The 25,291-nt window shown below is 41.2% G+C and carries 24 protein-coding genes; 8 read left to right on the top strand and 16 right to left on the bottom strand.

Annotation, left to right across the window (positions count from 1 at the left end; translation table 11 throughout):
* Positions 1 to 2: 2 nt before the first annotated feature.
* Together ATC1_RS08745 and ATC1_RS08740 are read left to right on the top strand one after the other, a co-directional pair.
* Positions 3 to 1,484: a rhamnulokinase gene (locus ATC1_RS08745; protein ID WP_062280528.1), complete on the top strand. Its 1,482-nt coding sequence runs from the start codon at positions 3 to 5 to the stop codon at positions 1,482 to 1,484.
* Positions 1,481 to 3,265 carry an L-fucose isomerase gene (locus tag ATC1_RS08740; RefSeq protein WP_062280525.1) on the top strand — a complete coding sequence of 595 codons (1,785 nt, stop codon included), beginning with the start codon at positions 1,481 to 1,483 and terminating at the stop codon, positions 3,263 to 3,265. The genes ATC1_RS08745 and ATC1_RS08740 overlap by 4 nt, the downstream gene beginning before the upstream one ends.
* Positions 3,266 to 3,309: 44 nt before the next feature.
* Here ATC1_RS08740 and ATC1_RS14825 read toward each other — a convergent pair whose 3' ends face one another.
* From ATC1_RS14825 to ATC1_RS08720, 5 genes are all read right to left on the bottom strand, one after another.
* Entirely contained in the window at positions 3,310 to 3,468 is a 159-nt protein-coding gene (locus ATC1_RS14825; RefSeq protein ID WP_154664740.1) for a hypothetical protein, read from the bottom strand.
* Positions 3,469 to 3,477: 9 nt separating this feature from the next.
* Complete coding sequence (feoB, locus tag ATC1_RS08735; RefSeq protein WP_062280521.1) at positions 3,478 to 5,481, bottom strand: ferrous iron transport protein B; 2,004 nt, start codon at positions 5,479 to 5,481, stop codon at positions 3,478 to 3,480.
* Entirely contained in the window at positions 5,481 to 5,708 is a 228-nt protein-coding gene (locus ATC1_RS08730) for a FeoA family protein (protein WP_062280519.1), read from the bottom strand. The genes feoB and ATC1_RS08730 overlap by 1 nt, the downstream gene beginning before the upstream one ends.
* 84 nt (positions 5,709 to 5,792) lie before the next feature.
* A complete protein-coding gene (locus tag ATC1_RS08725) occupies positions 5,793 to 6,602 on the bottom strand; it encodes a hypothetical protein (protein WP_062280514.1) in 810 nt (269 codons plus the stop codon).
* Positions 6,592 to 7,068, bottom strand: coding sequence for a Fur family transcriptional regulator (locus ATC1_RS08720; RefSeq protein WP_062280510.1), 477 nt, complete (start codon positions 7,066 to 7,068; stop codon positions 6,592 to 6,594). The genes ATC1_RS08725 and ATC1_RS08720 overlap by 11 nt, the downstream gene beginning before the upstream one ends.
* A 160-nt stretch (positions 7,069 to 7,228) precedes the next feature.
* On the opposite strand from ATC1_RS08720, the gene ATC1_RS15095 reads away from it, so the two are divergent.
* From ATC1_RS15095 to ATC1_RS08690, 6 genes are all read left to right on the top strand, one after another.
* Positions 7,229 to 7,351 carry a hypothetical protein gene (locus tag ATC1_RS15095; protein ID WP_269079295.1) on the top strand — a complete coding sequence of 41 codons (123 nt, stop codon included), beginning with the start codon at positions 7,229 to 7,231 and terminating at the stop codon, positions 7,349 to 7,351.
* Between the two features lie 17 nt (positions 7,352 to 7,368).
* Positions 7,369 to 7,743 carry a fluoride efflux transporter CrcB gene (crcB, locus tag ATC1_RS08715; RefSeq protein WP_062280507.1) on the top strand — a complete coding sequence of 125 codons (375 nt, stop codon included), beginning with the start codon at positions 7,369 to 7,371 and terminating at the stop codon, positions 7,741 to 7,743.
* Positions 7,744 to 8,282: 539 nt separating this feature from the next.
* Complete coding sequence (cbiM, locus tag ATC1_RS08710; protein WP_062280504.1) at positions 8,283 to 9,299, top strand: cobalt transporter CbiM; 1,017 nt, start codon at positions 8,283 to 8,285, stop codon at positions 9,297 to 9,299.
* Complete coding sequence (locus tag ATC1_RS08705; protein ID WP_201777266.1) at positions 9,268 to 10,086, top strand: energy-coupling factor transporter transmembrane component T; 819 nt, start codon at positions 9,268 to 9,270, stop codon at positions 10,084 to 10,086. Before cbiM ends, ATC1_RS08705 begins: the two co-directional genes overlap by 32 nt.
* An 8-nt stretch (positions 10,087 to 10,094) precedes the next feature.
* Complete coding sequence (locus tag ATC1_RS08700; RefSeq protein ID WP_062280501.1) at positions 10,095 to 10,880, top strand: energy-coupling factor ABC transporter ATP-binding protein; 786 nt, start codon at positions 10,095 to 10,097, stop codon at positions 10,878 to 10,880.
* Between the two features lie 267 nt (positions 10,881 to 11,147).
* On the top strand, positions 11,148 to 12,362 hold the full coding sequence (locus ATC1_RS08690; protein ID WP_062280494.1) for a cofactor-independent phosphoglycerate mutase: 1,215 nt from the start codon (positions 11,148 to 11,150) through the stop codon (positions 12,360 to 12,362).
* Here ATC1_RS08690 and ATC1_RS08685 read toward each other — a convergent pair.
* The 11 genes from ATC1_RS08685 to cdaA form a co-directional block, all read right to left on the bottom strand.
* On the bottom strand, positions 12,356 to 12,937 hold the full coding sequence (locus ATC1_RS08685; protein WP_062280487.1) for a hypothetical protein: 582 nt from the start codon (positions 12,935 to 12,937) through the stop codon (positions 12,356 to 12,358). The two genes, ATC1_RS08690 and ATC1_RS08685, sit on opposite strands and share 7 nt — an antisense overlap.
* Positions 12,938 to 13,108: 171 nt before the next feature.
* Positions 13,109 to 14,059, bottom strand: coding sequence for an ABC transporter ATP-binding protein (locus ATC1_RS08680; protein ID WP_062280484.1), 951 nt, complete (start codon positions 14,057 to 14,059; stop codon positions 13,109 to 13,111).
* Positions 14,059 to 15,069 (bottom strand): ABC transporter ATP-binding protein, encoded by a 1,011-nt coding sequence (locus ATC1_RS08675; RefSeq protein WP_062280481.1) that lies wholly within the window; start codon positions 15,067 to 15,069, stop codon positions 14,059 to 14,061. The genes ATC1_RS08680 and ATC1_RS08675 overlap by 1 nt, the downstream gene beginning before the upstream one ends.
* A 7-nt stretch (positions 15,070 to 15,076) precedes the next feature.
* Complete coding sequence (locus ATC1_RS08670) at positions 15,077 to 15,979, bottom strand: ABC transporter permease (RefSeq protein WP_062284043.1); 903 nt, start codon at positions 15,977 to 15,979, stop codon at positions 15,077 to 15,079.
* A 12-nt stretch (positions 15,980 to 15,991) separates the two neighbouring features.
* A complete protein-coding gene (locus ATC1_RS08665) occupies positions 15,992 to 16,921 on the bottom strand; it encodes an ABC transporter permease (protein ID WP_062280479.1) in 930 nt (309 codons plus the stop codon).
* 359 nt (positions 16,922 to 17,280) lie between these two features.
* Positions 17,281 to 18,891, bottom strand: coding sequence for an ABC transporter substrate-binding protein (locus tag ATC1_RS08655; RefSeq protein ID WP_062280475.1), 1,611 nt, complete (start codon positions 18,889 to 18,891; stop codon positions 17,281 to 17,283).
* Between the two features lie 671 nt (positions 18,892 to 19,562).
* The gene (locus ATC1_RS08645; protein ID WP_062280468.1) at positions 19,563 to 20,507 is read right to left on the bottom strand and encodes a pentapeptide repeat-containing protein; all 945 of its coding nucleotides are present in this window, start codon (positions 20,505 to 20,507) and stop codon (positions 19,563 to 19,565) included.
* Between the two features lie 161 nt (positions 20,508 to 20,668).
* The gene (locus ATC1_RS08640; protein ID WP_062280465.1) at positions 20,669 to 22,000 is read right to left on the bottom strand and encodes a glutamine synthetase family protein; all 1,332 of its coding nucleotides are present in this window, start codon (positions 21,998 to 22,000) and stop codon (positions 20,669 to 20,671) included.
* A 278-nt stretch (positions 22,001 to 22,278) separates the two neighbouring features.
* Positions 22,279 to 22,608, bottom strand: a complete 330-nt coding sequence (locus ATC1_RS08635; protein ID WP_172667744.1) for a YkvA family protein — start codon at positions 22,606 to 22,608, stop codon at positions 22,279 to 22,281.
* A 259-nt stretch (positions 22,609 to 22,867) separates the two neighbouring features.
* Positions 22,868 to 24,169: a CdaR family protein gene (locus ATC1_RS08630; protein WP_062280463.1), complete on the bottom strand. Its 1,302-nt coding sequence runs from the start codon at positions 24,167 to 24,169 to the stop codon at positions 22,868 to 22,870.
* Entirely contained in the window at positions 24,166 to 25,053 is an 888-nt protein-coding gene (gene cdaA / locus ATC1_RS08625; protein WP_062280462.1) for a diadenylate cyclase CdaA, read from the bottom strand. Before cdaA ends, ATC1_RS08630 begins: the two co-directional genes overlap by 4 nt.
* Positions 25,054 to 25,291 lie beyond the last annotated feature (238 nt).

The following is a 25,291-nucleotide window of genomic DNA, read 5'->3' as shown; positions in this document are numbered from 1 at the left end:
TTATGCAAAAAAAAATTCACGTTCTTGCTATTGATTTAGGTGCTTCCAATGGACGAGCATTCCTGGGAAGATTTGCGGATCAGAAATTAGAGATCGAAGAAATTCATCGCTTTGAAAATCGCCCGTTGACCGTTAACGAAAAATTATGCTGGGATTTTGATTCTTTATGGGACGAAATCAAAACAAGCCTCAAGAAAGCTCATGTTTCGGGCGGTTTTGATAGTGTTGCAATAGATACCTGGGGTGTCGATTATGGATTCCTTGATCGTGAGGGAAAACTTTCTGAAATGCCGGTTCATTATCGGGATAACCGCACCGACTCAATTCCCGAACAGGTATTTAGAATAATATCCGATTTTGATTTGTACCGCCTGACAGGGAACCAAATCCTTAAAATAAACACGCTGTTTCAATTGATTGCCTCAAAAAAAGAAAGGCAATTCGAACAAGCTCAGACCTTATTATTCATGCCTGATCTTTTTGGTTTCTTTTTATCCGGAAATCTTTACAGTGAACGATCCATTGCCTCAACCAGCCAAATGTTCAATCCGGTTTCATTATCCTGGGAAAATGCCATTCTCACGCCATTGGGTATTCCGCGCTCTCTGCTTCAAGATGTGATCCCCTCGGGAACCATTGTCGGAGAACTGCGTCAGGAACTTTGCAGAGAATTGAATATTCCCCAATCAAAAGTAATAGCGGCTGCCGGTCACGATACACAATGCGCCATCGCTGCGCTTCCATCCAATGCGCCGGATATTGCGTTTCTATCCTGCGGAACCTGGTCATTATTCGGCACTGAACTTGATTCACCGGTCTTGACTTACGAGAGTATGAAAGATGATATGTCCAACGAACTGGGAGCCAATGGGAAAATTGATTATCTGAAAAATATTAATGGTCTTTGGCTCATCCAAGAATGTCGTCGGGAATGGAGAAAGGAGAATTCCTGTTTGGATTATTCGGAAATTGAGAGGATGGCGAATGAATCTGAACCATTCCGCAGTTTTATTGACCCGGATGACGATATTTTTTCCTCTCCGGGAGACTTTCCACAAAAAATTCAGGCGTTTTGCACCGAAACAGGGCAGACCGTTCCAACCGATATCGGAGCGATAGCCAGGTGCATTTACGAGAGCCTCGCGTTAAAATATCGATACACACTGGATCAGATTCAAAAAAACACCGGCAAAAAACACACGGCACTTCACATAGTCGGCGGCGGAGTTCAATCCAGGATCTTGTGTCAGTTCGCATCGGACAGTCTCGGTATTCCGGTTTATGCCGGACCGATCGAAGCTACCGTTTTCGGGAATATGATGATTCAATTGACTGCCCTGGGAGCCATTCAAAATATTCAATCCGGCAGATCAATTATCGCCGAAAGCGTTCAAATTCAGAAATATGTTCCGCATGAACAAGGAAAATGGAATGCGGCATACCAACAGTTTTTACGAATGATAAACAAGGAGAATGCATCATGATCTATCCAAAAATTGGAATTCGTCCCATCATTGATGGCCGCTGGGGTGGTGTTCGAGAGAGTCTGGAAAATAAGACGATGACAATGGCTGAAAATGCCGCAGCCTTAATCAGCAGTTCATTAAAATATCCTGACGGTACCCCGGTGCAATGTGTCATCAGCGACACCACCATCGGTGGCGGTGCAGAGTCTGCCCGCTGCCAGGAAAAATTTTCAACTAACAATGTTGTTGCCACACTTTCGGTAACACCATGCTGGTGTTATGGTATGGAAACATTTGACATGGATCCGATGACCATCAAAGCTGTATGGGGATTTAACGGAACGGAACGGCCAGGCGCCGTTTATCTGGCCGCAGTTATGGCTGCCTATGCACAAAAAGGTCTGCCAGCCTTTTCCATCTATGGCCACGATGTCCAGGATCTGACCGATAATACCATTCCGTCAGACGTTTCGGAGAAAATTCTACGATTTGCCCGAAGCGCAATTGCCGTCGGCTGGATGAAAAATAAATCTTATGTCAATTTTGGCGGCGTCTCGATGGGTATTATGGGAAGTTATTGTGACACCAACGTGTTCCAAAAATTCTTCGGAATTCGGACTGAATGGTTGGATATGACAGAAATATTGCGGCGAATCACCATCGGTATCTATGACCATGAGGAATACGAAAAAGCTTTGAAATGGGTCAAGGAGAATTGTCCGGAAGGATTTGATTTGAATGTCGGAAAAGACTTGCCCGAAATCATCAAAAAATCGAAGGTTGTTCCCGCTGATCAGGATTGGGAATTTGTTGTAAAAATGACCATTATCATGCATGACATTCTGTTTGGAAATCCGAAATTGAATGAGCTGGGATGGCATGAAGAAGCGTTAGGGAAAAATGCAATCGCAGGAGGATTCCAGGGACAGCGGCAATGGACGGATTGGCTGCCAAATGCGGATTTCTCGGAAGCTATTATGGCAACGACTTTTGACTGGAATGGTCCTAAACCGCCCGTTCCATTCGCCACTGAAAACGATACATTGAATGGCGCGTCCATGATGTTAGGTACACTGGTCAGCAATACAGCGCCTTGTTTTCATGATGTGCGCACGTATTGGAGTCCCGAAGCCTATGAGAGAGTTACTGGTGAAAAGCCCTCCGGATTGGCAGCACAGGGTTTCATCCATATGATTAATTCCGGAGCCACAGCGTTGGATGGAACTGGCGCTGCAAAAGACGCGTCAGGCAATGGTTGTATGAAACCATGGTGGGAAATGACTGAAGAAGATATTCAAGCCTGCCTGAAAGCGACCGATTGGTGCAGAGCAAATTATGAATATTTCCGCGGCGGCGGATTCTCCAGCCATTTCAAGACCGTAGCCAACATGCCCGTAACGCTGCTGAGACTAAACATCGTTGAAGGTGTAGGGCTTGTCCTGCAAATTGCGGAAGGTCATACCATTACGCTGCCTGATAAGGCGCATAATATTCTCGATTTACGGACAGATCGAAGCTGGCCGACAACATGGTTTACTCCGGTTCTGACCGGTGAAGGCGCATTCAAAGACACCTATTCCGTCATGGCAAATTGGGGAGCCAATCACGGCGTCTCGATTTATGGGCATCGAGGTGCGGATTTGATCACACTGGCATCGATGCTTCGAATCCCGGTTTCCATGCATAATGTCCCGAAGGAAAAGATTTTCCGACCGCATTCATGGGCAGCTTTCGGAACGATTGATCAACAGGCTGCCGATTATTCAGCCTGTAAACATTACGGTCCGATTTACAGCTAAGAGTAAAAGAAACGGATCATGTCAAAACGGCATGATCCGTTTCTTTATTGATCATCTTCTCGTTTCCGTTTAATATTACAGCCATCATAATACTGACAATGCTGACAGCCTTGACAGCCGTTTCTTTGTCGAGACATGTAACGTAAAGCCAGAATTCCCAGAATGATGATGACCGCAATTAAAAGATAGTCGATAATGCTCATGACGGCTCCTTAAATCAACAACAATCCGAGTCGATACACAACAAAAGCAGCCAGCCACGCCGCTGCAGTCTGAAAAAGTACAACCCCCAAAGCTGCAATGGAGCTATGCATCTCCCGTCTGATAGTACTAATCGCAGCGACACAAGGGGAGTAAATCAGCGTAAAAACCAGATAGGAGAGCGCTGCAAGCGGTGTAAATATCTGTCCAAGCGCCTGGGGAAGATTTGACGAGTTTGTCCCGGTCAAAACAGCCAATGTACTGATGACCGCCTCTTTTGCCATGAAACCCGTAATTAATGCTGTGGACGCCTTCCAATCCGAAAAACCAAGCGGTTGGAACACTGGCGCGATAAATCTTCCGATACCGGCAAGCATGCTTTCAGCGCTTCCAGCGACAACATTAAATCGCAAGTCGAAAGTTTGCAGTACCCAGATTATTAACGATGCGATAAAAATCACAGTAAATGCTCTCGTAAGAAAGTCCTTTGCTTTATCCCATAACAGAAGCGCGACTGATTTGACACTCGGCAGACGATAATTCGGCAATTCCATTATGAAAGGAGCCGGATTTCCCCGATAGACGGTTTTTGTAAAAATTAATCCACTGATGATTGCCAGCAAAATGCCCAAAAGATAGAGAAAAAGCATCACCCAGACACGATGATTCGGGAAAAAAGCCAATGTAAACATCCCATAAATCGGCAACTTTGCGCTGCAGCTCATAAACGGGGTCAAGAAAATTGTAATTTTTCGGTCTCGTTCGCTGGGGAGTGTGCGTGTCGCCATAATGGCAGGGACGGTACAGCCGAAACCGATCAGCATGGGTACAAAGCTACGTCCCGAAAGTCCGATTTTCCGCAGCAGCTTATCCATCACAAATGCAACACGGGCGATGTAACCGCTGTCCTCCATAAGGGACAGAAAGAAAAATAGTACAACGATGGTCGGTATAAACGTGAGAACACTTCCAACACCTGCAAAAACGCCATCGATGATGAGGGATACCATTACAGCATTTACGCGAACAGCTTCAAGTCCGGACTTTACGATGTCGCTGAAACCGGTGATTGCATTTCCGAGCAAATCGCTTAAAAATCCGCCAATCACGCCAAATGTCAGCCAGAAGATAATACCCATCATGATCAAAAATATCGGAATTGCCAGATATTTATTCGTGAGTATACGATCAATTTTCTCAGTTCGGATATGCTGTTTGCTTTCAAGCGGTTTCACAACCGTTTCACTGCAAAGCCGGTCGATAAATAAATAACGCATATCGGCAATGGCTGCCTTACGATCAGTCTGCAAAGAGTTCTCCATCTCCTTAATGCTGTTTTCGATGGATATAATTTCTGTTTCAGTAAGCTGTAACGCCTTCAATAAAGGTTGATCTCCCTCGATGATCTTCGTCGCCACAAATTTCGGCGGAATACGGATTAATTCTGCATGATCTTCGATCATATGAGAAATCGCGTGAATAGTTCTATGCGGCGCACCGGTACAAAAGTCCTGCCGTTTCGGGTATTGCCTTGTTTCAACGGTCTTCACTGCCACATTAATTAATTCTGTGATTCCTTCATTTTTACTGGCAGAAATCGGAACTATAGGAACTCCCAGTTCTTTCTGCATTAAAGCGATATCAATGGAACCGGCGTTCGACCGAATTTCATCCATCATATTCAAAGCAATGACCATGGGAATATTCAGCTCAATTAATTGAATGCTCAGATAGAGGTTGCGTTCAATATTCGTCGCGTCAACGATATTGATAATGCCATCCGGATGTTGTTTCATCACAAAATCGCGCGTTACGATTTCCTCACTGGTATACGGAGACAGTGAATAAATTCCAGGAAGATCAACAACTGAAACGCCCTTGTGACCGCGAATCTCGCCCGTCTTGCTTTCCACGGTTACACCAGGGAAATTGCCTACATGTTGATTTGACCCGGTCAGTTGGTTAAAGAGTGTTGTTTTCCCGCTGTTCTGATTACCTACAAGTGCAAATATCATCACGAAGCATCCTCGATTTCTATATTTTTCGCATCTTCGAGCCGCAATGTCAACTGATAACCTCTCAAAGTCAGCTCAATTGGATCTCCCAATGGCGCTGTTTTCCGGATGATCACTTCCGTTCGAGGAGTCAATCCCATATCCAACAGACGATCACGCAGAGATCCCTGACCATGTACAGCAATAATTTTTGATTTTTTCCCAATTTCTAATTGATCCAATGTCATATATGTCCCTTTTTACTTTGTCATTCAATCAAGAATAAAAAACCAACATGAATTAGAATCTTCTCACTGTTGAAATGCCCTAATTTATTTTTTTGCAGATTCATCACGGTTTCGTAAAGCGATAAAAATTTCTCCAATCAGAAACAGAATCCAACAAACAATAACCGCAACAATAATTTCAGGGTATTGGCTGTTAAAACCTGAAGTCGATGTGTGTTTCACCCAAATGCCAAAATAAGCCCACAACAATACCAATCCATATGTCAAATCGCGGAACTTCAACAAAGTTGAACCTCCGATCACGAGACCTGCCGCCAGGACAAGAATGGTCCAGATCGATTCGGACAAATTCCACCCATACCAATGGATACTGACAAGGAAGGTAGTGACATTCGCTATCGTCGCCACAGTGATCCATCCGAAATAAACTCGAAATGGAATTTGAATGAAGAATTTTTCTTTTTTTGTTAATACCATTTTCTTGATAATCAGGTTAATCTTTATCAGACAAACCAGAATTACAAGCATCCAAATCAACGATAATAAAATCTGGTCATAATGCCAGGAAAAGATCCATGCGGCATTTGCCAGGGAAGAAATTGAAAAGAAAATTCCAATTCGATCCAATGATTTATTGTCCAAAACTGTCTCTTTACCGCGAAAAAATCCCAGTTGGAAGAGCGTAGAACAGGCTAATAAAATATAGATCACACCCCATATTGAGAAAGTCAAAGCGGCAGGAGCAAAAAGATTCTGGTAAGAATTGGAGACATCTCCGGTTGTCTTATCGTTAATCGGTACAATAGCTGCCAGTGCGTTTGCGGCAATCATCAATAGAAATGTGAAAACGACAGATAATCGGACAAATGAATTCTGCTGTGTTTTATGATTCATCTTTAGCCTCTTTCTTTTTATTCTTTTTTGAAAAGGTTGACTCTTTTTGGGTTCGTATACAATCCGGGCAGAGCCCTCGAAAATAAACATCTTTTTCTTCAATCTGAAATTGTGATAATTCCTTAACTACGATCGCGTCCATATCAACTTCAAAATCATGGATCCCGCCGCATTGCTTGCAGATAAAATGACCGTGCCTTGATGCGCTCAATTCGTATCGGGTTTCAGAATTCTCAATATCCACTGCCTGAATTAATTCGGCTTTCTGAAATGTATGCAGCGTATTGTATATGGTAGTTTTTGAAAGTCCTGGGATAACACGGGAAAGCGCTTCATAAATTTCTTCGGCATCCAAATGAGAACTTTCATGTTGATACAAATATTCTAAAATCTTCATCCTCTGGAAAGAGAAACGAAGATTTTTCTGAGATAGTTTTTTTAGCAAATAATCAGAAGAACTGTCCATGTACTGCTCTTTCTTGTATCGATTATAAATTTGTAATCATTACAATTTATCAAAAAAGGATTATACACGATTTTGAGCAAATAGAAACTATATTCATATTTTTGGATACGCATCCAACAATTCAAATAAAACGGTTTATAATCGTAGCCGGCAGAGTCAGATGAATAAAAAAATCAGTTCTAACGGTATTGATTTGAAATACAAGAAAGATTACTATTACAGTATTATTTCAAAGGCGTTTTCAAAATTTACAATTGCCGTTCTGATCTCTGCTCAAATTTGAATAACTGAGACAGATACATGAAAGATTTTATAATGATCGCAATTGGTGCGGTCTTTGGTGCCAATGCCCGGTATTGGATTGGGTCATGGGCAGCACAAAAATTCGGCATCGGGTTTCCTTTCGGGACCCTTTTGATAAATTTTTCAGGAAGCTTATTGTTAGGCTTCTTTATCACCATCGCAACCGAACGCTTTTCATTAGATCCGCAATGGCGGCTTCTGATTTCGGTTGGTTTCTTTGGTGCCTATACAACATTTTCAACATTTACTCTGGATAGCATCCAACTTTTAATAAAAGGTCAATGGTTCTATGGATTATTTAATTTATTCGGTAGTACCATGCTTGGCGTTTTAGCTGCAGGAGTCGGTATTTGGCTGGCAAAAAATGTATAACAGATTTTTTTACTATTCTGTTGTAATCCAGCCAGTTAAACAGCAATTCGATATATAGATTGACTTTTCAAATAAAGAAAAAAGCTTGTTGTTCTTATGGTTTTGTACTTCCCGCCTAAGATTTAATTCATGACAGATCCATCCATTCTATTTGACATGTTTTCAAATAATTTCATTTATAACATCACGAATTACGGTAAAAGTTTTTAATATTTTCAGATAATTTTTATTCATTACTCCGAATTCTCTTAGCTCGTATTGTTGATTAAAAATCCATTGACAAATGTGGCGGGTTAACATATATTTATAGGGAAAAATAAGCCATGAAGGCTTAGTAGAAGTAAAAGAATTTGATATTCAGCATAATTTGCAGAATAACCCGATTCGCAAGCATCTTCCTGAACTGCCGAATGGTGTTTCTTCGAAACTTCGAATTCCATTTTTGTAAAAATATACTTTTTGTTTCAGAAAACTTTGGGATGAACCCGAAAAGAAGCTTTTCAATACGCTTTTTTTGAGCTTTTCAAAGAGGATAAGTCATGCATATTCCAGATAATTATTTAAGCCCGTCAACTTGCGCTGCCATGAGCGCTGCAATGGTTCCGGTCTGGGTTGTATCTGTAAAGAAAGTCAAAAAAGAAATCAAAAAATCAAATATTCCAATTCTTGGAATCGGCGCTGCCTTTTCATTTCTGCTGATGATGCTCAATGTCCCACTCCCGGGAGGTACAACCGGTCATGCGGTCGGGGGGACGCTGGTGGCAATTCTCTGCGGACCTTATGCAGCTTGCATTTCCGTTTCAATCGCATTATTGATTCAGGCACTTATGTTTGGAGATGGCGGCATTTTAGCATTTGGCGCCAATTGTTTCAATATGGCATTCATTCTTCCATTCCTCGGATATTTCATCTACAAGTTCATCAAAGATCGGATACCGTCTGAAAAGGGAGAATTTTTTGGAATCCTTCTCGGTTCTTATATCGGATTGAATATGGCAGCGCTGAGTACAGCCATTCTATTCGGCATTCAGCCAATTTTGTTCAAAAACGCGGAAGGTATTCCATTATATAGTCCGTACCCGCTATCTGTTTCGATTCCTGCTATGATCATTCCGCATCTTCTTGTCGCAGGAGTTGTCGAAGCCGTATTTTCCACAGCGATCTTTACTTTTATTAAAAAAGTATCTCCCGGCATGATCTATAAAGGGAAACAACAAAAAGTAAAAGCAATTTATGCATTGATTGTGCTTCTGATCTGTCTGACACCGCTGGGATTGCTGGCAACGGGAACCGCATGGGGAGAATGGGGAGTAGACGAAATCAAGGATGTCATTGCCGGCGGAAACCAGCCGCTTGGATTTGTACCGGCAGGTATGGAAAATGGATTCAACTTTAATTCCATTATGCCTGACTATACGTTGTCCGGCTTTTCAGATACAACAGCTTATATTTTATCGGCTATCGCAGGAACCGCGATATTAATCATCCTTTTTAAAGTGATTGCATCTTTCAAGAAAGAATCTTTTGGCAAAGACTCAAATCCATCGTCTGAATAGCCTTTCAAATTTTCCTGAGTGGCTATCGACAACCGAAAATTATTCTCCACAAAAGGACAGCGATACTTTTATCAACAAAAGTATCCTGTCTTTGTTGCATATTCTCTCGAAAATTAAACGTCAGGATTCATCCTGTGATCAGAAATATCAGATCCAACCGGTATTAAAGGTCATATGCACCTTTTTGATGGTGGTTCTGCTTTCTTTTTCTCAAAATTTTGTTTTCGTTATGATCGTTTCAGTCTATTCATTGTGCTTGTTAAGCCTGATGGAAGCAAACCGTATCCTGTCCATACTGAAAATCAGTTTCTGGGTGTCTCTTTTCACTTTCATAATTTTGCTTCCAGCCAACCGATACAGCGTCATGATGATTACTATGAAAGTGTTTGCAACTGTAACGATGATTAATATACTTTCTCATTCAACAAAATGGAGCGCAATAACCGGTTCTTTCAAATTTTTTCATGTTCCGGATTTATTCATCCTTGTATTGGACATCACAATCAAATACATCATGATGCTTGGAAATTATGCGCTGCAACTAATTTATGCATTGAAATTACGATCCGTCGGGAAAAACCGCAATAAATATCAGTCGCTGTCAGGAGTCGCTGGAAATTTATTCATAAAATCTGTCGAAATGTCAAAAGAGATGTACGATGCAATGGAATGCCGCGGGTTTAATGGAAAATATCGTACTGTTGAGAAAAGAAGTCTTTTGTTCATAGATTACTTTTATATAACGATTCATATTGGAATTTTGATCTTATTTCATTATTTTGGATAAAATATCGAATGATTGAAATTAGTAATGTGTCCTACTCGTATATCGGAATCCCTGCTTTGAAAAATATCAGCATAACCATTCAAGCAGGCGAGGCTGTAGCCATTATGGGGCCGAATGGCAGTGGAAAATCCACCTTGTTAAAGCTGATCAACGGATTAATTTTTCCTGATACCGGCAGCTACCGATTTCAGGGAGAAGAAATCACAGAAAAAAAGCTGCAAGATCCGATTTTTACAAGAAAATTTCATCAAAAAATTGGATTTGTTTTCCAGAATTCTGATACGCAATTATTCTGTACCGATGTATTCGATGAAATTGCATTCGGTCCGAGGCAAATGGGCTTCAATGAGAAGGAAATCAATAAGCGAGTGATCGATTTATTAGAATTGATGCAATTAGGTGCGTTCTCTCACCGATCGCCGTATCATTTGAGCGGCGGAGAAAAACGAAAAGTCGCCATTGCTTGTGTACTCTCGATGAATCCCGAAGTTCTGGTTTTGGACGAACCGATTAACGAACTTGATCCACGCACACAAAGGTGGCTTGTTGATTTACTGATTCGTTTGAACCAATCGGGGAAAACGTTGATCACCTCCACACATAACCTTGAGTTGGTCCCTGAAATTTCCAACCGTGCAATATTATTTGATGAAAACCACGAGATTCTTTCCGACATGCCTACAGAAAGACTGCTGCAGGATTCAGCCCTTCTAATCAAAGCAAATCTTGTCGATGAATACTACCATATTCATAAAGGGGAAGATCACATCCATTTTCATGATCACCTGTTTTAATGATTTGTTTCTCTGCAAGATAGCTTCGGCAATTCATTATGTAACAAGAGTTGGTAGATATCTGAATATTTCGAATTTTGAATAAACTTTTTCGAAAAAAGAAGAATATTGATGACTACGTTGCTTTTTTGTTAATAACAAAGAAAACACAACAAAAAGGATTCTTTTCATTATTCGAATTACTGAAATCGCTGAAAATATCCTCTCTGATGATGCTATACTTGATGGAATTGTTAAATTGGAAATTTTATCCAAGGAGAAAATGAAATGAAATACGTCGTTTTTTTAGGGGACGGGATGGCTGATCTTCCTGTAGAAGAGCTCAACAATTTGACTCCATTGGATTGTGCCTCTCACCCCGGAATGGATCTGATTGCGCAAAAAGGTCGATTCGGTATGACACAGACAATTCCGCAAGGGATGCCGGCAGGAAGTGATGTTGCGAACATGTCTGTTCTTGGCTATGATCCGCGCATTTATTACTCAGGTCGATCGCCATTCGAAGCGTTAAGTATCGGAATTGATTTAAAACCGGAAGACGTTACCTATCGATGCAATCTGGTTACCCTATCGGAAGAATCCCAGATGGAAGACGCAATCATGATTGATTATTCCGCTGGAGAAATTGATTCGGATACAGCCCGTGAAAATATTGTCTGGATGCAAAAAGCCTTTAACTCCGAAAGAATTGCGTTCTATCCGGGGATCAGTTATCGTCATTGCCTGGTTCTGCGCGATGCATCAGTCGGAGCCCAAACAGTTCCGCCTCATGATATCAGCGGCAAGCCCATACGCGCGTTTCTTCCCAAAGGAAACAACGCTGATTTGCTCCGTACCATGATGGAGTTTTCATATCAGGAATTAAATAAACTGCCAGTAAATAAAGAACGTGCCGAAAAAGGATTGAATTCAGCCAATGCGGTCTGGTTGTGGGGCGAAGGCCGCAAACCATCCCTGCCATCGTTTAAAACGAAATACAACGTTTGCGGAGGAATGATATCAGCAGTCGATCTGCTACAGGGAATTGCAAAAAGCATCGAAATGGAAAAAATTGCTGTAAGCAACATCACGGGAAATTATCATACCGATTTTGCCGCAAAAGGAAAAGCCGCCATTCAAGCGCTCGATAACGGACTCGATTTTGTCTATATTCATGTAGAAGCCCCCGATGAATGCGGTCATCATGGCGAATTAAAAGAAAAAATTTGGTCAATTGAACAAATCGATCAACTCATCATTCAGCCAGTTTTACAGTACCTTGAAAATAGCAAAGAGGACTTTGGCGTGCTGGTGATGCCAGACCACCCAACTCCGCTTAAAATACTAACCCATTCATCCGATCCGGTACCGTTTGCGATGTATTTCAAAGGAGATGAGAGACAACGGAATGTGCGATTCACTGAACAGGATGCCAGAGGAACGGGAATATTTGAGCCGGAAGCTTTCCAGTTGATGAATCACCTGATTAAAAAGGATTATTGAAACCAGCCCCATTCCAGCCATGGCAAATGCCATCCAGCATCGCGGAACATCAAAAAAAGCGTAATCAGAAAAAAAATTCCAAAGGATTGTATCGCCTTGGTTGAAATTTTTTCTAATCTCGGGTCTTTTTTGCCAATGGGTTCATTATCATCATCCTTTGAAAAGATGACTTCTTCATCCTTCCATTTACAACGATGCCATTTTAAGTAAGCTTTAGTCAGCCGAATTTCTCGCTGCAAGTCTTCAATGGCATTGACGGCAAAAAAAATTCCTAACGGAACCAACGTGAGCGCTGCAGCCCAGGCAGATGAAGGTGGTATATAAAACGAAAAATTCCGAAAATTAGATCCTGTAACCAGCTTGACTGAAAACGCAGCACATAACAATACGAAGAAGATTTCGCCAATGATCCATATATATCGGCCTGTTGTAGCCAATAGAATCAGAAAATCCAACAGAATCAATTTGATCTTGGATATGTGTTGAAATCTGCCGCCGGAATCTTTTATTAATCCAGGAATTCCGGTTTGATCTGCGGGAGTTAATATTTCTTCCAGGCTTTTCTTTGGGGTCATTCGTTTTATTCCGGTTTTTTTTACTTATTAAAAAGAATCCGAATCGTTTTCCTGATATCTTATAACGATTCGAAATTTCGTGAGGGTTATCCGTTAATGTGTTGTTTTTGCATTGTGCAAAAACAACACATTAACCTTTTATGTCCATTATTCGAAAACCACGTTGATCACTCAGACATGTTCAAAACAAGCGACAAAATGTCCAGGATTCACTTCAACCAGAGGTGGAATACCGCTGCGACAATGGTCAACACATTCATAACAACGCGGCGCAAATCGACATTCATCAGGCAGATTAATCGGACTGGTAATCTCACCTTTTAATGAAATACGTTGTCGCTTTTCTGACAATGAAGGAATAGGGATTGCTGATAACAACGCCTTCGTATAAGGATGAATCGGATTCGTAAATAATTCCTCCGTAGGTGCTTTTTCAACAATTTGTCCAAGGTACATAATCATAATCTCATCTGAAAAATGATTGACAACCGACAGATCGTGGGTAATAAAAATATACGTCAAACCCATTTTTTCTTGCAATTCTTTCAGAAGATTCAGAATTTGGGCTTGAATGGAGACATCCAATGCCGAGACCGGTTCATCACAAACAATTAATTTCGGCTCCATAGCCAACGCACGAGCAATTCCAATACGCTGCCGGCGTCCACCATCTAATTCATGAGGATAGGTATTGATCAAACGTTCCGCAAGACCGACCGTTTCCATTAATTCAAGAACACGGTCTTCTCTTTTCCGTTTATCCCGAATAATTTTGTTTTCGCTGATCGGTTCTGAGATGATCTGATTGATCGTTTTTTTCGGATCAAGTGATGAAAACGGATCCTGAAAAATAATTTGCATGTCTTTCCGCTGCTTTCTCATCTCATTAGCAGACAGTTTGCAAATATCTTTCCCCTCAAACAGAATTTCTCCTGAAGTCGGTTCAATCAACCGCAACACAGCTCTTCCGGTCGTCGTTTTTCCGCAACCGGATTCTCCTACCAATCCAAGTGTTTTGTTGCGATCCAGCGAAAAACTGATATCATCCACGGCATGTAACAACCCGCGGGATGTTTTAAAGTATTTTTTCAAATTCCGAACATCTAAAAGCGTTTCAGACATTAAAGTATTCTCCTCTCGATGTGGAATTCAGGATTATCATAAGCCGTGCAGGCAATGCGATGTGTTTGACTGATTGAGCGTAACTGAGGCTGTGCGATCAGGCAGGCATCTGTAGCGTAATTACAGCGTGGAGCAAAAGAACATCCAACTGGAAGATTTGTCGGATCCGGCATCAATCCTTTAATGGGCTTCAACTTAGCTTTTCTGTCCTTAATATTGGGAAGGGAATTGAACAGTCCTTCAGTATAAGGATGCATGGTCCGATTAAATACATCTTCCAATGTTCCCTCCTCAACAATTCGGCCTGCATACATAACGGCAACTTCATCACACACTTCTGCTACACATCCAAGATCATGTGTGATCATGATCATGGAGGTATCATATTTTTCTTTTAACTCATTCATCAGCTCAAGTACTTGAGCTTGAATAGTGACATCCAGAGCCGTTGTTGGTTCATCCGCAAGAAGAAGCTGCGGATTGCACGCCAAAGCAATTGCGATAACCACGCGTTGTTTCATCCCGCCGGAGAATTGATGCGGATACTCATTTGCCCGTTCTCTTGGAATTCCTACCAGTTCCAGCATATCTCCGGCTCGTTCTTTTGCGTCTTTTACCGAAAGATGCTCATGAATTTCAAGGCTTTCAGCAATTTGATCTCCTACTGTAAAGACTGGGTTCAATGCTGTCATTGGATCTTGAAAGATCATTGATACGTCATTACCGCGAACATGTTCCAATTTATGTTCGGGCAGCGATAGGATGTCCTGACCGCCGATTTCTAATTTGTCACATTCCACTACACCTGGAGGATTAGGAACCAGGCGCATAATCGCTAATGCCGTTGTTGTCTTTCCGGCGCCGGTTTCGCCAACCAGTCCCAAGGTGCGTTTTTTCCTAAGCGTCAGATCAACTCCGTTAACCGCTTTGACAATCCCATCCTGTGTTTCGTATCGGACCTTCAGATTTCTGATATTGAGAATTATTTCATTTGCTTCCTGGTTTGTCATTACAGCCTCATCGTTTCAGTTTTGGATCCAGTGCATCCCGAATGCCGTCACCAAGCATATTTAGTGAAAGAACCGTTAACATGATTGCCAGACCGGGGAATAACGTCATATAGCTATAGTCGCGGATATATTGACGTCCTGCAGATAACATGCTACCCCATTCAGGGGCAGGAGCAGGAACGCCCAAACCGAGAAAACTCAATTGGGCAGCGGCAATTATCGCAGAACCGACACGAAGTGTCGCCTGAACAATAATCTGGGAAAGACAATTGGGAAGAATGTGAACCCAGATAATTTTCCAGTCCGGCATTCCAATAGCACGTGCAGCTTCTACATATTCTTCATCATGAATGACAAGAACAGCCGCTCTGGCTACTCGAATGAATGGTGCTGTACTGGCGATTCCAACTGCCAGCATAAGGTTAAACGTACTCTTGCCAAGCGCGGAAACCACTGCAATCGCCATCAATACGGATGGAATTGAAGAAAAAATATCACAAATCCGCATCACTACATTTTCAAACTTACCGCCAATATATCCAGCGGCTGCACCTAATGTAATTCCAAATGCCAAAGCAACAAATACTGCCACTACTCCAACTGCCAGAGAATAACGGGCGCCATAAATTACACGGGATAAAATATCGCGGCCAAGCTCATCGGTTCCAAACCAATGGGCTGAAGAAGGCGGTTTTAATCGTTGTTTGATATTCTGACCGATTACATCTTTATCATAATCCAGCAATAAGGGCGACAGAAGTGCTACCAGTATGATCACAATAATCAGAATTAATCCAATAATCGCGCCTTTATTTCTGCGCAGCTGCCGCCAAATATCTTCCAAGGTACTGCGCTTTTTATAAAGTTTCGTTGCTCGTTGTTGGCTTCTGTTCGTTTGATTTGTTTCCATTCGTTCCACCATTTACTTTGTATATTGAGCTTTAATCCGCGGATCAACAAAAGCGTATACAAGATCTACCAGCAGATTTACGATAGTTACCAACATTGTTGTCATAACAAGCGCTCCTGTCACGGTAGGAATATCACGCTGATCGATTGCATCTACGACGAGCCGCCCGACACCCGGCCAGGCGAATACGGTTTCAGCAAGGACCGAGCCACCCAGAACATTACTAAACTGAACGCCAAAAATTGTGATAATCGGAATCAATGCGTTACGTAATGCGTGTTTCTGAATCACATTGCGCTCAGAAACACCTTTTGCCCGTGCTGTTCGAAGATAATCCTGCCGAAGAACATCCAGCATAGAAGATCTTGTCGTACGGGTCAACAGTGCTGCCAAACTTGTTCCCACGGTAATCGCAGGCAGCACAATACTGCGAAAACCTTCACTGCCCCCTGTCGGGAACCATCCAAGTCTCAATGAAAAGAAAAGGATTAATAATAAACCGAGCCAAAAGTTAGGCATAGACAAACCGATTAATGCCAATACCATGGATGTTGTATCGCGGATGGAATTTTGATGAACGGCTGCCGTAATTCCTAAAGGAATAGCCATTCCAACAGCAACAATCATCGTTAAAGTAGCCAATTTCAAAGTGTTTGGCAGGCGTTGTAAATACACCTTCATCACATCCAGTTTGGAAATATACGAGGTACCCAGATCGCCTCTTAATAAATTGCCGATATAACGGATATATCGTTCGATCAGGCTACCATTTAGTCCCATTTTTTCGCGGAGCACTTCGATTTGTTCCGGCGTTGCATCTGCTCCGGCGACAGAGTATACTGGATCACCTGCTGCAACATCCATAATTGCAAAAATCAGGAACGCAACACCTAAAAGGACAGGAATGAGCATCAGCAAACGTTTCAAGATATAGCGATACACAAGATCTCCTTATGATTGAATAGCGGGTGACAAATGAAATCCTTCGAATATCACCCTGGCAGTTTAAAATTTACACCAGCCTTTCGAATATTATCGGGAAAATATGTTGTTCTTTTATTTTGGCGTTTTGCGCCAAAATAAAAGAACAACGAGTATTCCCCACCATCCCTCAAATCGCTGACATCACCCGCTATCATTTGTTGATTTGTCGGATCATCATCCAACTTCATTAACGATTGAATCAGAAAATGTCTATAAAGCCATTAATGATTTCGAAGAGAATGAATTACCAGGATTTTCTTTATCAAAAACCTGCTGGAACAAGTTTCAATGAACTTGTTCCAGCGGTTCATTTCAGATTATTTTTCAGGGATACAGATGAAACGATAATCATGTTTTGCTGTAGGACGCCATACAGCACCTGTAACATCCTTTTTAATACCGATATTGATATAGGATGTGCAGATTGGAACGATCGGGACAATTTCGTTCAGATAGTCTTCAATGTCAAAATAAAGTTGTTCGCGTTTCGTTGTATCAGCCTCAACCAAAGCAGCATCGATCATACCATTCAATGTTGCATCGGTAAGAACACAGCGGTTACTTCCGTTCTTCACCAGAACACCATCTTTCATCGTGCTTCCGTACATGTTGCGGACCGTAAAGTCAGTGCCATCAGCGTCAGTCCATTGATAGAGGCAGAGTTCATAATTCAACGCCGGATCGTTCAGCGTACTCTTAAGCGCAGCTGTTTCCATCTCATCAATGACCAGATTAATACCGATCTCGCTCAAATCAGCCTGCAGAACCAATGCTGCATTTTTCTTATATTCTTTATCGGTCATAATATGGAATGTCAATTCGCCTTCTTTATACCCTGATAAAGCAAATTCTTCTTTGGCTTTATCAAGATTATATTCATAGGCAGCGATGTCTTTTTTCAAGCCGAACTGATTTACATTGATGTAATTGTTATGAACAGTACCTTTGCCATCAAAGCCGACTTCAATCATGGATAATTTATCTGTTGCATAAGCGATCGCTTTGCGGATATGGACATTGTCCAATCCGGGTTTTGTGGTGTTGATTGCGACATACAGCATAACAACATTTTGCGTCTGGATTAATTTCAGATTCGGATCGTCTTGAATATAACCGAGATCAATCGTTGAAGGATCGATGCAAACATCAATTTCGCCGGCTTGTAAAGCAATCAGACGCGTGGATGCTTCTTTGAACAGTTTAAAAACTATGCGACGGGTAGGGGCTTTCGCGCCACGATAATTATCATTGCGGACAAATGAAATAAAATCTCCCGGAACCCATTCTTCAACAGCGAACATTCCGGTACCTACCGTTGGGCCATTGGTCTCATCAGCAGCACAGAGCGCTTCCGATAAAATACTCATTCCTTTATGAGCCATCAATAACAAGAATTCCTGGTTCGGCCGTGAAAGCGTTATGGCAATGTGTGTATCATCAATTACATTCATATCAACCACATCACTGACTTTGGCGCTTGCAAAGGATGAATCCTTCGCCCTTGTATATGTGTATTTAACATCATTCGCAGTCAATGGAGTCACGCCATCCGTGAACATCACCCCCGAAGGCAGCGTGAATGTAAATGTGAGTCCATCATCTGATACTTCCCATGATTCTGCCAAACCCGGGACGATTTCACCAGTGGCGGGATCAATTCGTACTAATGTTTCATGTGTCAATTCAAATGCCATCATGTTTGCATCGGTATTGGAAGCTTGAGGATCCAATGTGGTCACATCATTTGCGACACCAATGGTGATAGTATCCTGATATACAGCGTTCGGATCTGCAACCAATTCTTGAATGATTGCTCCAGTTTTTGAAGGTACCAAATCACCTTCAGCTGCCGCGGGACAATAGGCTGTGATTAATACAACAAAAACCATACACAACACCAGAGAAAAAACCTTGTTAAATCTCTTCATAAAATACTCCTTATTCAAATAAGTGATGGGATTAACATCAGGGAGAATTGATTTTTCTTTTTCCCGTTGATTATTCTAACATTAAGATTTAATAATGGATAGAAATTTTCCGGCAGTAATTTGAAATTTCAATAGACCTGTGAATTGAACTTGGGAAGATAAAAAAGGAAACTCCAGGTTGCACTAAGTCTGACAAAGGCAGTGTCGCATTTACTGATTTTGAAAGAATCGAACTTGCAAACTCTGTGTTTCATAGACCTGTTATAATCCAGATGGTGACGTTTGTCAGTGTCATTTATCACTGTTTTTATCGAATCTCTTTAAAAAAAATCATCTCAAATGGCAAATTTTTATGTTCTGATTTTCTCAACGAACATTTTGGTTGCGTTGAATTTGTCAACGCAACGGTACTTTCGAACAATATTAAAAAAACTGACTTGATGCCGCTGGAAAGTCGTTTCTGATATCATAACCGTCAAGGGATAGGGAAATAATGTTTTGCAGATATTAAGAAAAATAGGAAATCGCAATTAGGGTAGAAATTGATGAAAAATGAGCAGTAGAATTCTCAAGAATTGATATCGAACAATTTTTTCTTTTGCCCGCCTTATACAGCGGTAATTTTTAAAATTTAGTCGACATGAAATCGGCGAATCTTGAGCAGATCATTTCTAAAGTTTATCGACAATCATTTCATATTCTTTCCTACGCAAATATTGTTTTCCCTTTTCATTGGTAATTTTTCGTCCGTCAGGTAATATTGTCGAAATCAGAATCGCTGACTCCAACACTTCAGAGAAATCCGTGCAATCCAAGGAAGACGTACCAAAAAAACAGTTGCGCAAATTTGCACCCTTAAAAAAAGTGTCTGTTAAATTTGCATCCCGCAGATCCGTTCCTTCAAGATTTGCATCTGAAAAATTTGCATTCTGAAGATTGGCTTCTCGCATATTTGATCCTTTTAAATTTGCATTCCGGAAAACAGAACGCCGTAAGTCACACCCCGAAAAACAACTGCGTTCAAGATTCGCACCGATCAGACAGCTTTTTTGAAAATCCACATTTCTGATATTGATTCCATCGAGATGGTTCTCCATTATATCTGTACCACTCCAAGAAATTCCTTCGAATCCGACAGCGGGATTTTCATCGCAAATCAGTTTATAGTCATAAAGAACTGATAAAACCATTCCCTTTGTTTTGGCATTTAAGTCTGGTAATATTTTACGAATCAGATTAACAACAGTAGTCTTATTAAAATCGGTAATATTCGCCGTATTTTTTTCAAACGACGCAGCAATTTCCTGGATTTGGTTGCGAAATTGATCCAGTAATATTTCCTGCTGCATCTTTTCCTTTGCTTGTAGTTCAACCAACGATGCGTTTTTCCTGATTTCCTTCTGTTCCATCCATCCCGATAATAATGCCCCGACAAAAAATAATAATATAAACTCGAATAATTCCAAAAGTGAAAATGATCTTAGGAAAGCGTAATCGATAATTGATAAAGAACGAATCAGGTGAAAAACAATCAATATTCCTGAAACAACGAATCCAGTCACACAGGTCAACCGTATTTTTCCCCATATGTTTTTCGGTTTACCAAAGATATTCATTAAATCTCCTCATAAATATGGCCTGCTGACTTGAAAATCACAGATTCATTAAATGGATAAATTCTATATCAAGAATTCCAAAGAAAATTTCTATTTAAAAACGAAGGGAAAATCTCGATTTGAGACAATCCCTTCGCTTTGCAGGATTCTCGTAAACCTTTTTAGATTACACTGAGATAATGATCGACTTCCCAGTCTGAAACCGATGTTCGATATTCATCCCAATCACTCCATTTTCCTCGGATGTAAGAATCAAACAGATCATCTCCTAATACAGATCGGAATAATGAATCACTTTCGAGTGCAAGAAGCGCTTCTTTCAAAGATCCCGGAAGTTCTTCAATTCCCATTTCACGGCGTTGTCGACGTGATAATTCAAAAACGTTGATGTTATTCATTGGAGCTTCCAAAGGCATATTTTTTGAAATACCATCCAATCCACAAGCCAACATTGCAGCAATCGCCAAATAGGGATTACAGGAAGGATCCGGACAGCGCAGTTCGACTCTGACGCCATTTGCTTTCCTGCCAGAAGTTGGAATGCGAATCAAGGCTGAACGATTGGTCTGAGCCCATCCGATATAGACAGGGGCTTCATATCCTGGAACAAGCCGTTTATAACTATTGACGCAAGGTGCAACCAATCCAGTCAAACCTTTTGCATGTTTCAGCTGTCCTGCAATAAATTTATGTGCAAAATCCGAGAGTAACATCTCATCATTGGAATCATAGAATAAATTTTCACCATTTTTGCTGAAAATGGATTGATGGCAATGCATGCCAGATCCGGCTTCACCCATTACTGGCTTCGGCATAAAAGATGCAATAATACCCTCCTGTGCCGCGATTGCTTTCACCGTGTATTTCATCATCAAAATATTGTCTGCGGTTTTTAATGCATCCGCAAACCGAAAATCAATTTCGTGCTGTCCCAAACCGCATTCATGATGCCCGACTTCCACATCCAGTCCGATTTCATTTAAAGCCAGAATCAGTTTCGTACGGATTCTCACAGCAGTATCGTCTGCTGAAAAATCAAAATAACGGCCGGTATCAAATGGTACAGGATGCGCTTTTTCGCCATTGACTTTAAACAGGAAAAATTCCGGTTCCGGACCGACATTATAAATCATCCCTTTTTGATCAAGCTCAGCACACATACGCTTCAAGACTCCGCGCGGATCTCCTTTATACGGCTCACCATTTGGAAGCTCAACATCGCATATGATCCGTGAACGCCGCATATCTTCCGGAGACCAAGGCAGAATGGTATATGTGTCCAAATCCGGACGCAGGTGCATATCGCTTTCCTGGATACGGGCAAATCCCTGAACGGAAGAACCATCAAACATAATCCCCTGATCCAAAGCTTCTGGCAGTTTTGAAACAGGCAGATCAACACTTTTTACAGTCCCGAATACATCTGTAAATTGGAGGGAAACAAATTTCACACGGTCTTCTTTGACTTGTTGGATCAGAGATTTGGCATCCATAGAATTCCTTTTTTTATAGATTCGCAGCGTCATATCAGTGCTTGGAAATTACATGTGAAACCTGTTGCGTCCAATACACTGAGCAAGTAACTGCATAACAAATAGCTTCACATTGGAATTTGTTGGGAATAGCTGCTGTTTTGAAACGATTATTGATATGAATCGTAATCCGGTCACGCTTCCAAACAAAAAACACGTTTCGAATTATAGAGTTTCGTTTTTATGTGTCAATAGCTTTTTTCAGACGTATTACTGATAAATTACCGTTACCAGGTTGTTTATTTTTTTTCTTTGAATTTTCCGTCGATGATGTTTTCCTCAGCTTTTTGGGACACTTCATCCACAGTGTTTTTCATCCTTCTCTCAACTTCCTCCCGGCAGTGCTGCAAAATATCGGATGGAATACCTTTATTCAAGATGAAAATTACCAAAGATAAAAGGGTTATATCATCCAAATACCCGAGGAAAGGGAAATCAGGTATCGCATCAAACGGAGATAACACATAGATAACGGTGCCAACGGCAACAATTTTTATCCATAAAGGTGTTTCTTTCCTGGTTAACGCCAAATAAAGAGCAGAAACGCTCATTTTGATTTTCTCAGACATTTTTTTCATTCTGTTTGCCTTTGATCAGATAAAACGTATCCCCAAGTGTTACGATTCAATCGTCATTTTAAATAATAACCCGAAAAATCATAAAAACCAGATTCCAATCAGCAATTCGCAAATTGAAAAGGTTTCATTGTTATTGTATTGCTTTACCAGGAGAATAAAACAATACAATAATCATTTTACTTTCTTGATTTAAAAGTTTTTCCAAATTCTGAGTGATAGAAAGATTTATGCCAAAATGAGTTCAGAGATCTTATTGTTCGGGTGTTTTGGTTGCTGACGCAGGCACACTCTGAGCATTGTTATTCTGAAGCGATTCACTCCGCCCATTGATCGTTACATCAATCGTCCCCGGCATAATGGATTGAATCGTAACACCCTTCCAGGATGAGATATCAATAATCGGTTCTAACTGATAATGCCCGAATTGATAATCCTGGAGATCTAAAACGGCATAGAGTCCCTCATTTTTTACCTGATCCAGTATTGGCTGAGGACCGCTGAGATAAACATCCACCATTTCAGGAGAAAGAATGGATTGAACACCCTCTTCCAACCCGATTACATATACCGGAATATCGCTAAGCGTCATTGCACCTTCGATCGGATCTACTTCGACATTGACTGACACAGTTTGATCGCCGACAAGCGATACTCCCGCGGGAAGATTTAATCCTACTTTAATCTGCGAATCTTCCGTTGTTGTACTTAAATCGACCGGTTCGGTTTCCAGATAGCTTTGAAGATTCTCTAATAACGTTCTGTCTGAAGAATAGATAGTTACTACACTGGGATCAACTCCGATTTTTGAAACACGATAACCATTCGGAACAGTTCCGGGAGTGACTACTTTTACAACGACCACACGATAACCACCACGGAGATTGATTTCCTGACTGACGCTTACTTTTTCAGGGGAAAATTTCAATCCGGATGTAATTACAACACCATCATGGTTAACGGCTGCTACTGATAAATCTTTTTTGATAGATTCAGTCGCATTGGAATGGTCTAATACAACACGCACGGATTCGATCTGATCCAGCAGCGAAACAGATCCGCTAACCTGAACCTGATCCACAGAAAGGACAGGCGGATCTACTTTAAACGCAGTCGGTACTTCGCCCTTCTCATTCACAACAATATCGAATGAGCGTGTTTCATATTTTTCTAAAACAATTTTTGCGGTTTGCGGTGAGTAAGATGAAATCATAATCGGCCCGATACCAATTTGTATTTGAACCGGTATTTCGTATTCACCGGCGTCAAGTCCGGTTACATCGATCAGCGCTTTACCGGGAATTCGTCCATTGATGATTTTCGTCCAAACCGAAGCTGGAGCACGTAAATCGACCGAAATCAAGTCAGGCAATGTATTTGTTAACACCAAACCATCAGACAAACCGACCAATTCAACACTGATCGGATTCGTAAAACGCCTTTCCTCAGTCGGATCAGTAGATGTAATCGCAACAACCCAGACTGCAAGCGCCAAAATCAATGAAGCGCCAAAAGTGGAAATTCTTCTAATAAATGAAACAAAGCGTCTATTCATTCTTTGTTTGCTTTCACAATTTTTTCCCAAATGTACACAAAAAAATCTTTCAGCCGTTTTTGAAATGAAACAGGCTGGGGAATTGAATATAAATCGGTCAGTAAAATACATAGCTGATCAGCGCTGATTCCGCGTTTGATCTTTCCTTCATATGCAACAGAAATAGATCCGGATTCTTCAGAAACAACCACTGTAACAGAATCATTTGTCTCTGATATTCCTAAAGCAGCGCGATGTCTTAATCCCATATGGCGCTCGGGAGATTTGTCCAAAACATTTCTCGAGGACAGCGGCATTACACAGGCAGCAGCAGTTATACGACCTTTGCTGATGATTACCGCACCGTCATGAAGCGGTGTATTTGGATAAAAGATTTGCAGCAACGTTTCAGGAGAGACAATTGCATCCATTTCAACACCTGTCTGGATGTATTTCTGTAGATCATCACTACGTTGCATGACGATTAGAGCGCCATGATTGCGTTCTGCCAATCTGGAACAAGCAACCACCACTGACTTGATAACGGAATTCATCTCTTCGGCATAAGGTACCGGTGCAAAAAAAAGGTCATGCAGCGATTGGACGCGTCCCATCCTTTCGAATGCCCTCCGAATTTCCGGAGAAAAAACGACTGGAACAACGATGAGGAGTATCGGCACCAGGCTGCCGATCAGCCAGGAAAATGCAGGGAGATCTGTAAGAACAAACAATAATCCTAAAACCACCATAATAATGATGGTCCCACGGATTAATGTATTTGCTTGCGTTCCCCGGACAAATCTTAAAAAGACATAGATAATACATGCGACCAACAAAATATCAATGATGCTTTTTTTATTAAAACGCTGTCCAAGGAACAATATTTCAGAGATTAACTGCTGCATAATTGACCCTAATAATTAACTATCAATAATTTTCAAAAAGCTGAGCTAATTGATATTGTATCTAATGATTTCATGAATCGTCAAGATAATCTCCCAGCCGACGTGAATCATAATTATTGTTACCCAAGAAGCATCGATGAATCAAAATAAATTGTTACCATAGGCTGCGGAGGAAAGGCTGATGGGTAACAAAATGAGTAAGAAAAGCAGGCTGGAATTAGCAACGCAAATACAATCC

This window comes from Flexilinea flocculi (assembly GCF_001192795.1).
Lineage (GTDB): Bacteria > Chloroflexota > Anaerolineae > Anaerolineales > Anaerolineaceae > Flexilinea > Flexilinea flocculi.
This window is presented reverse-complemented; position numbering and strand designations above follow the sequence as displayed.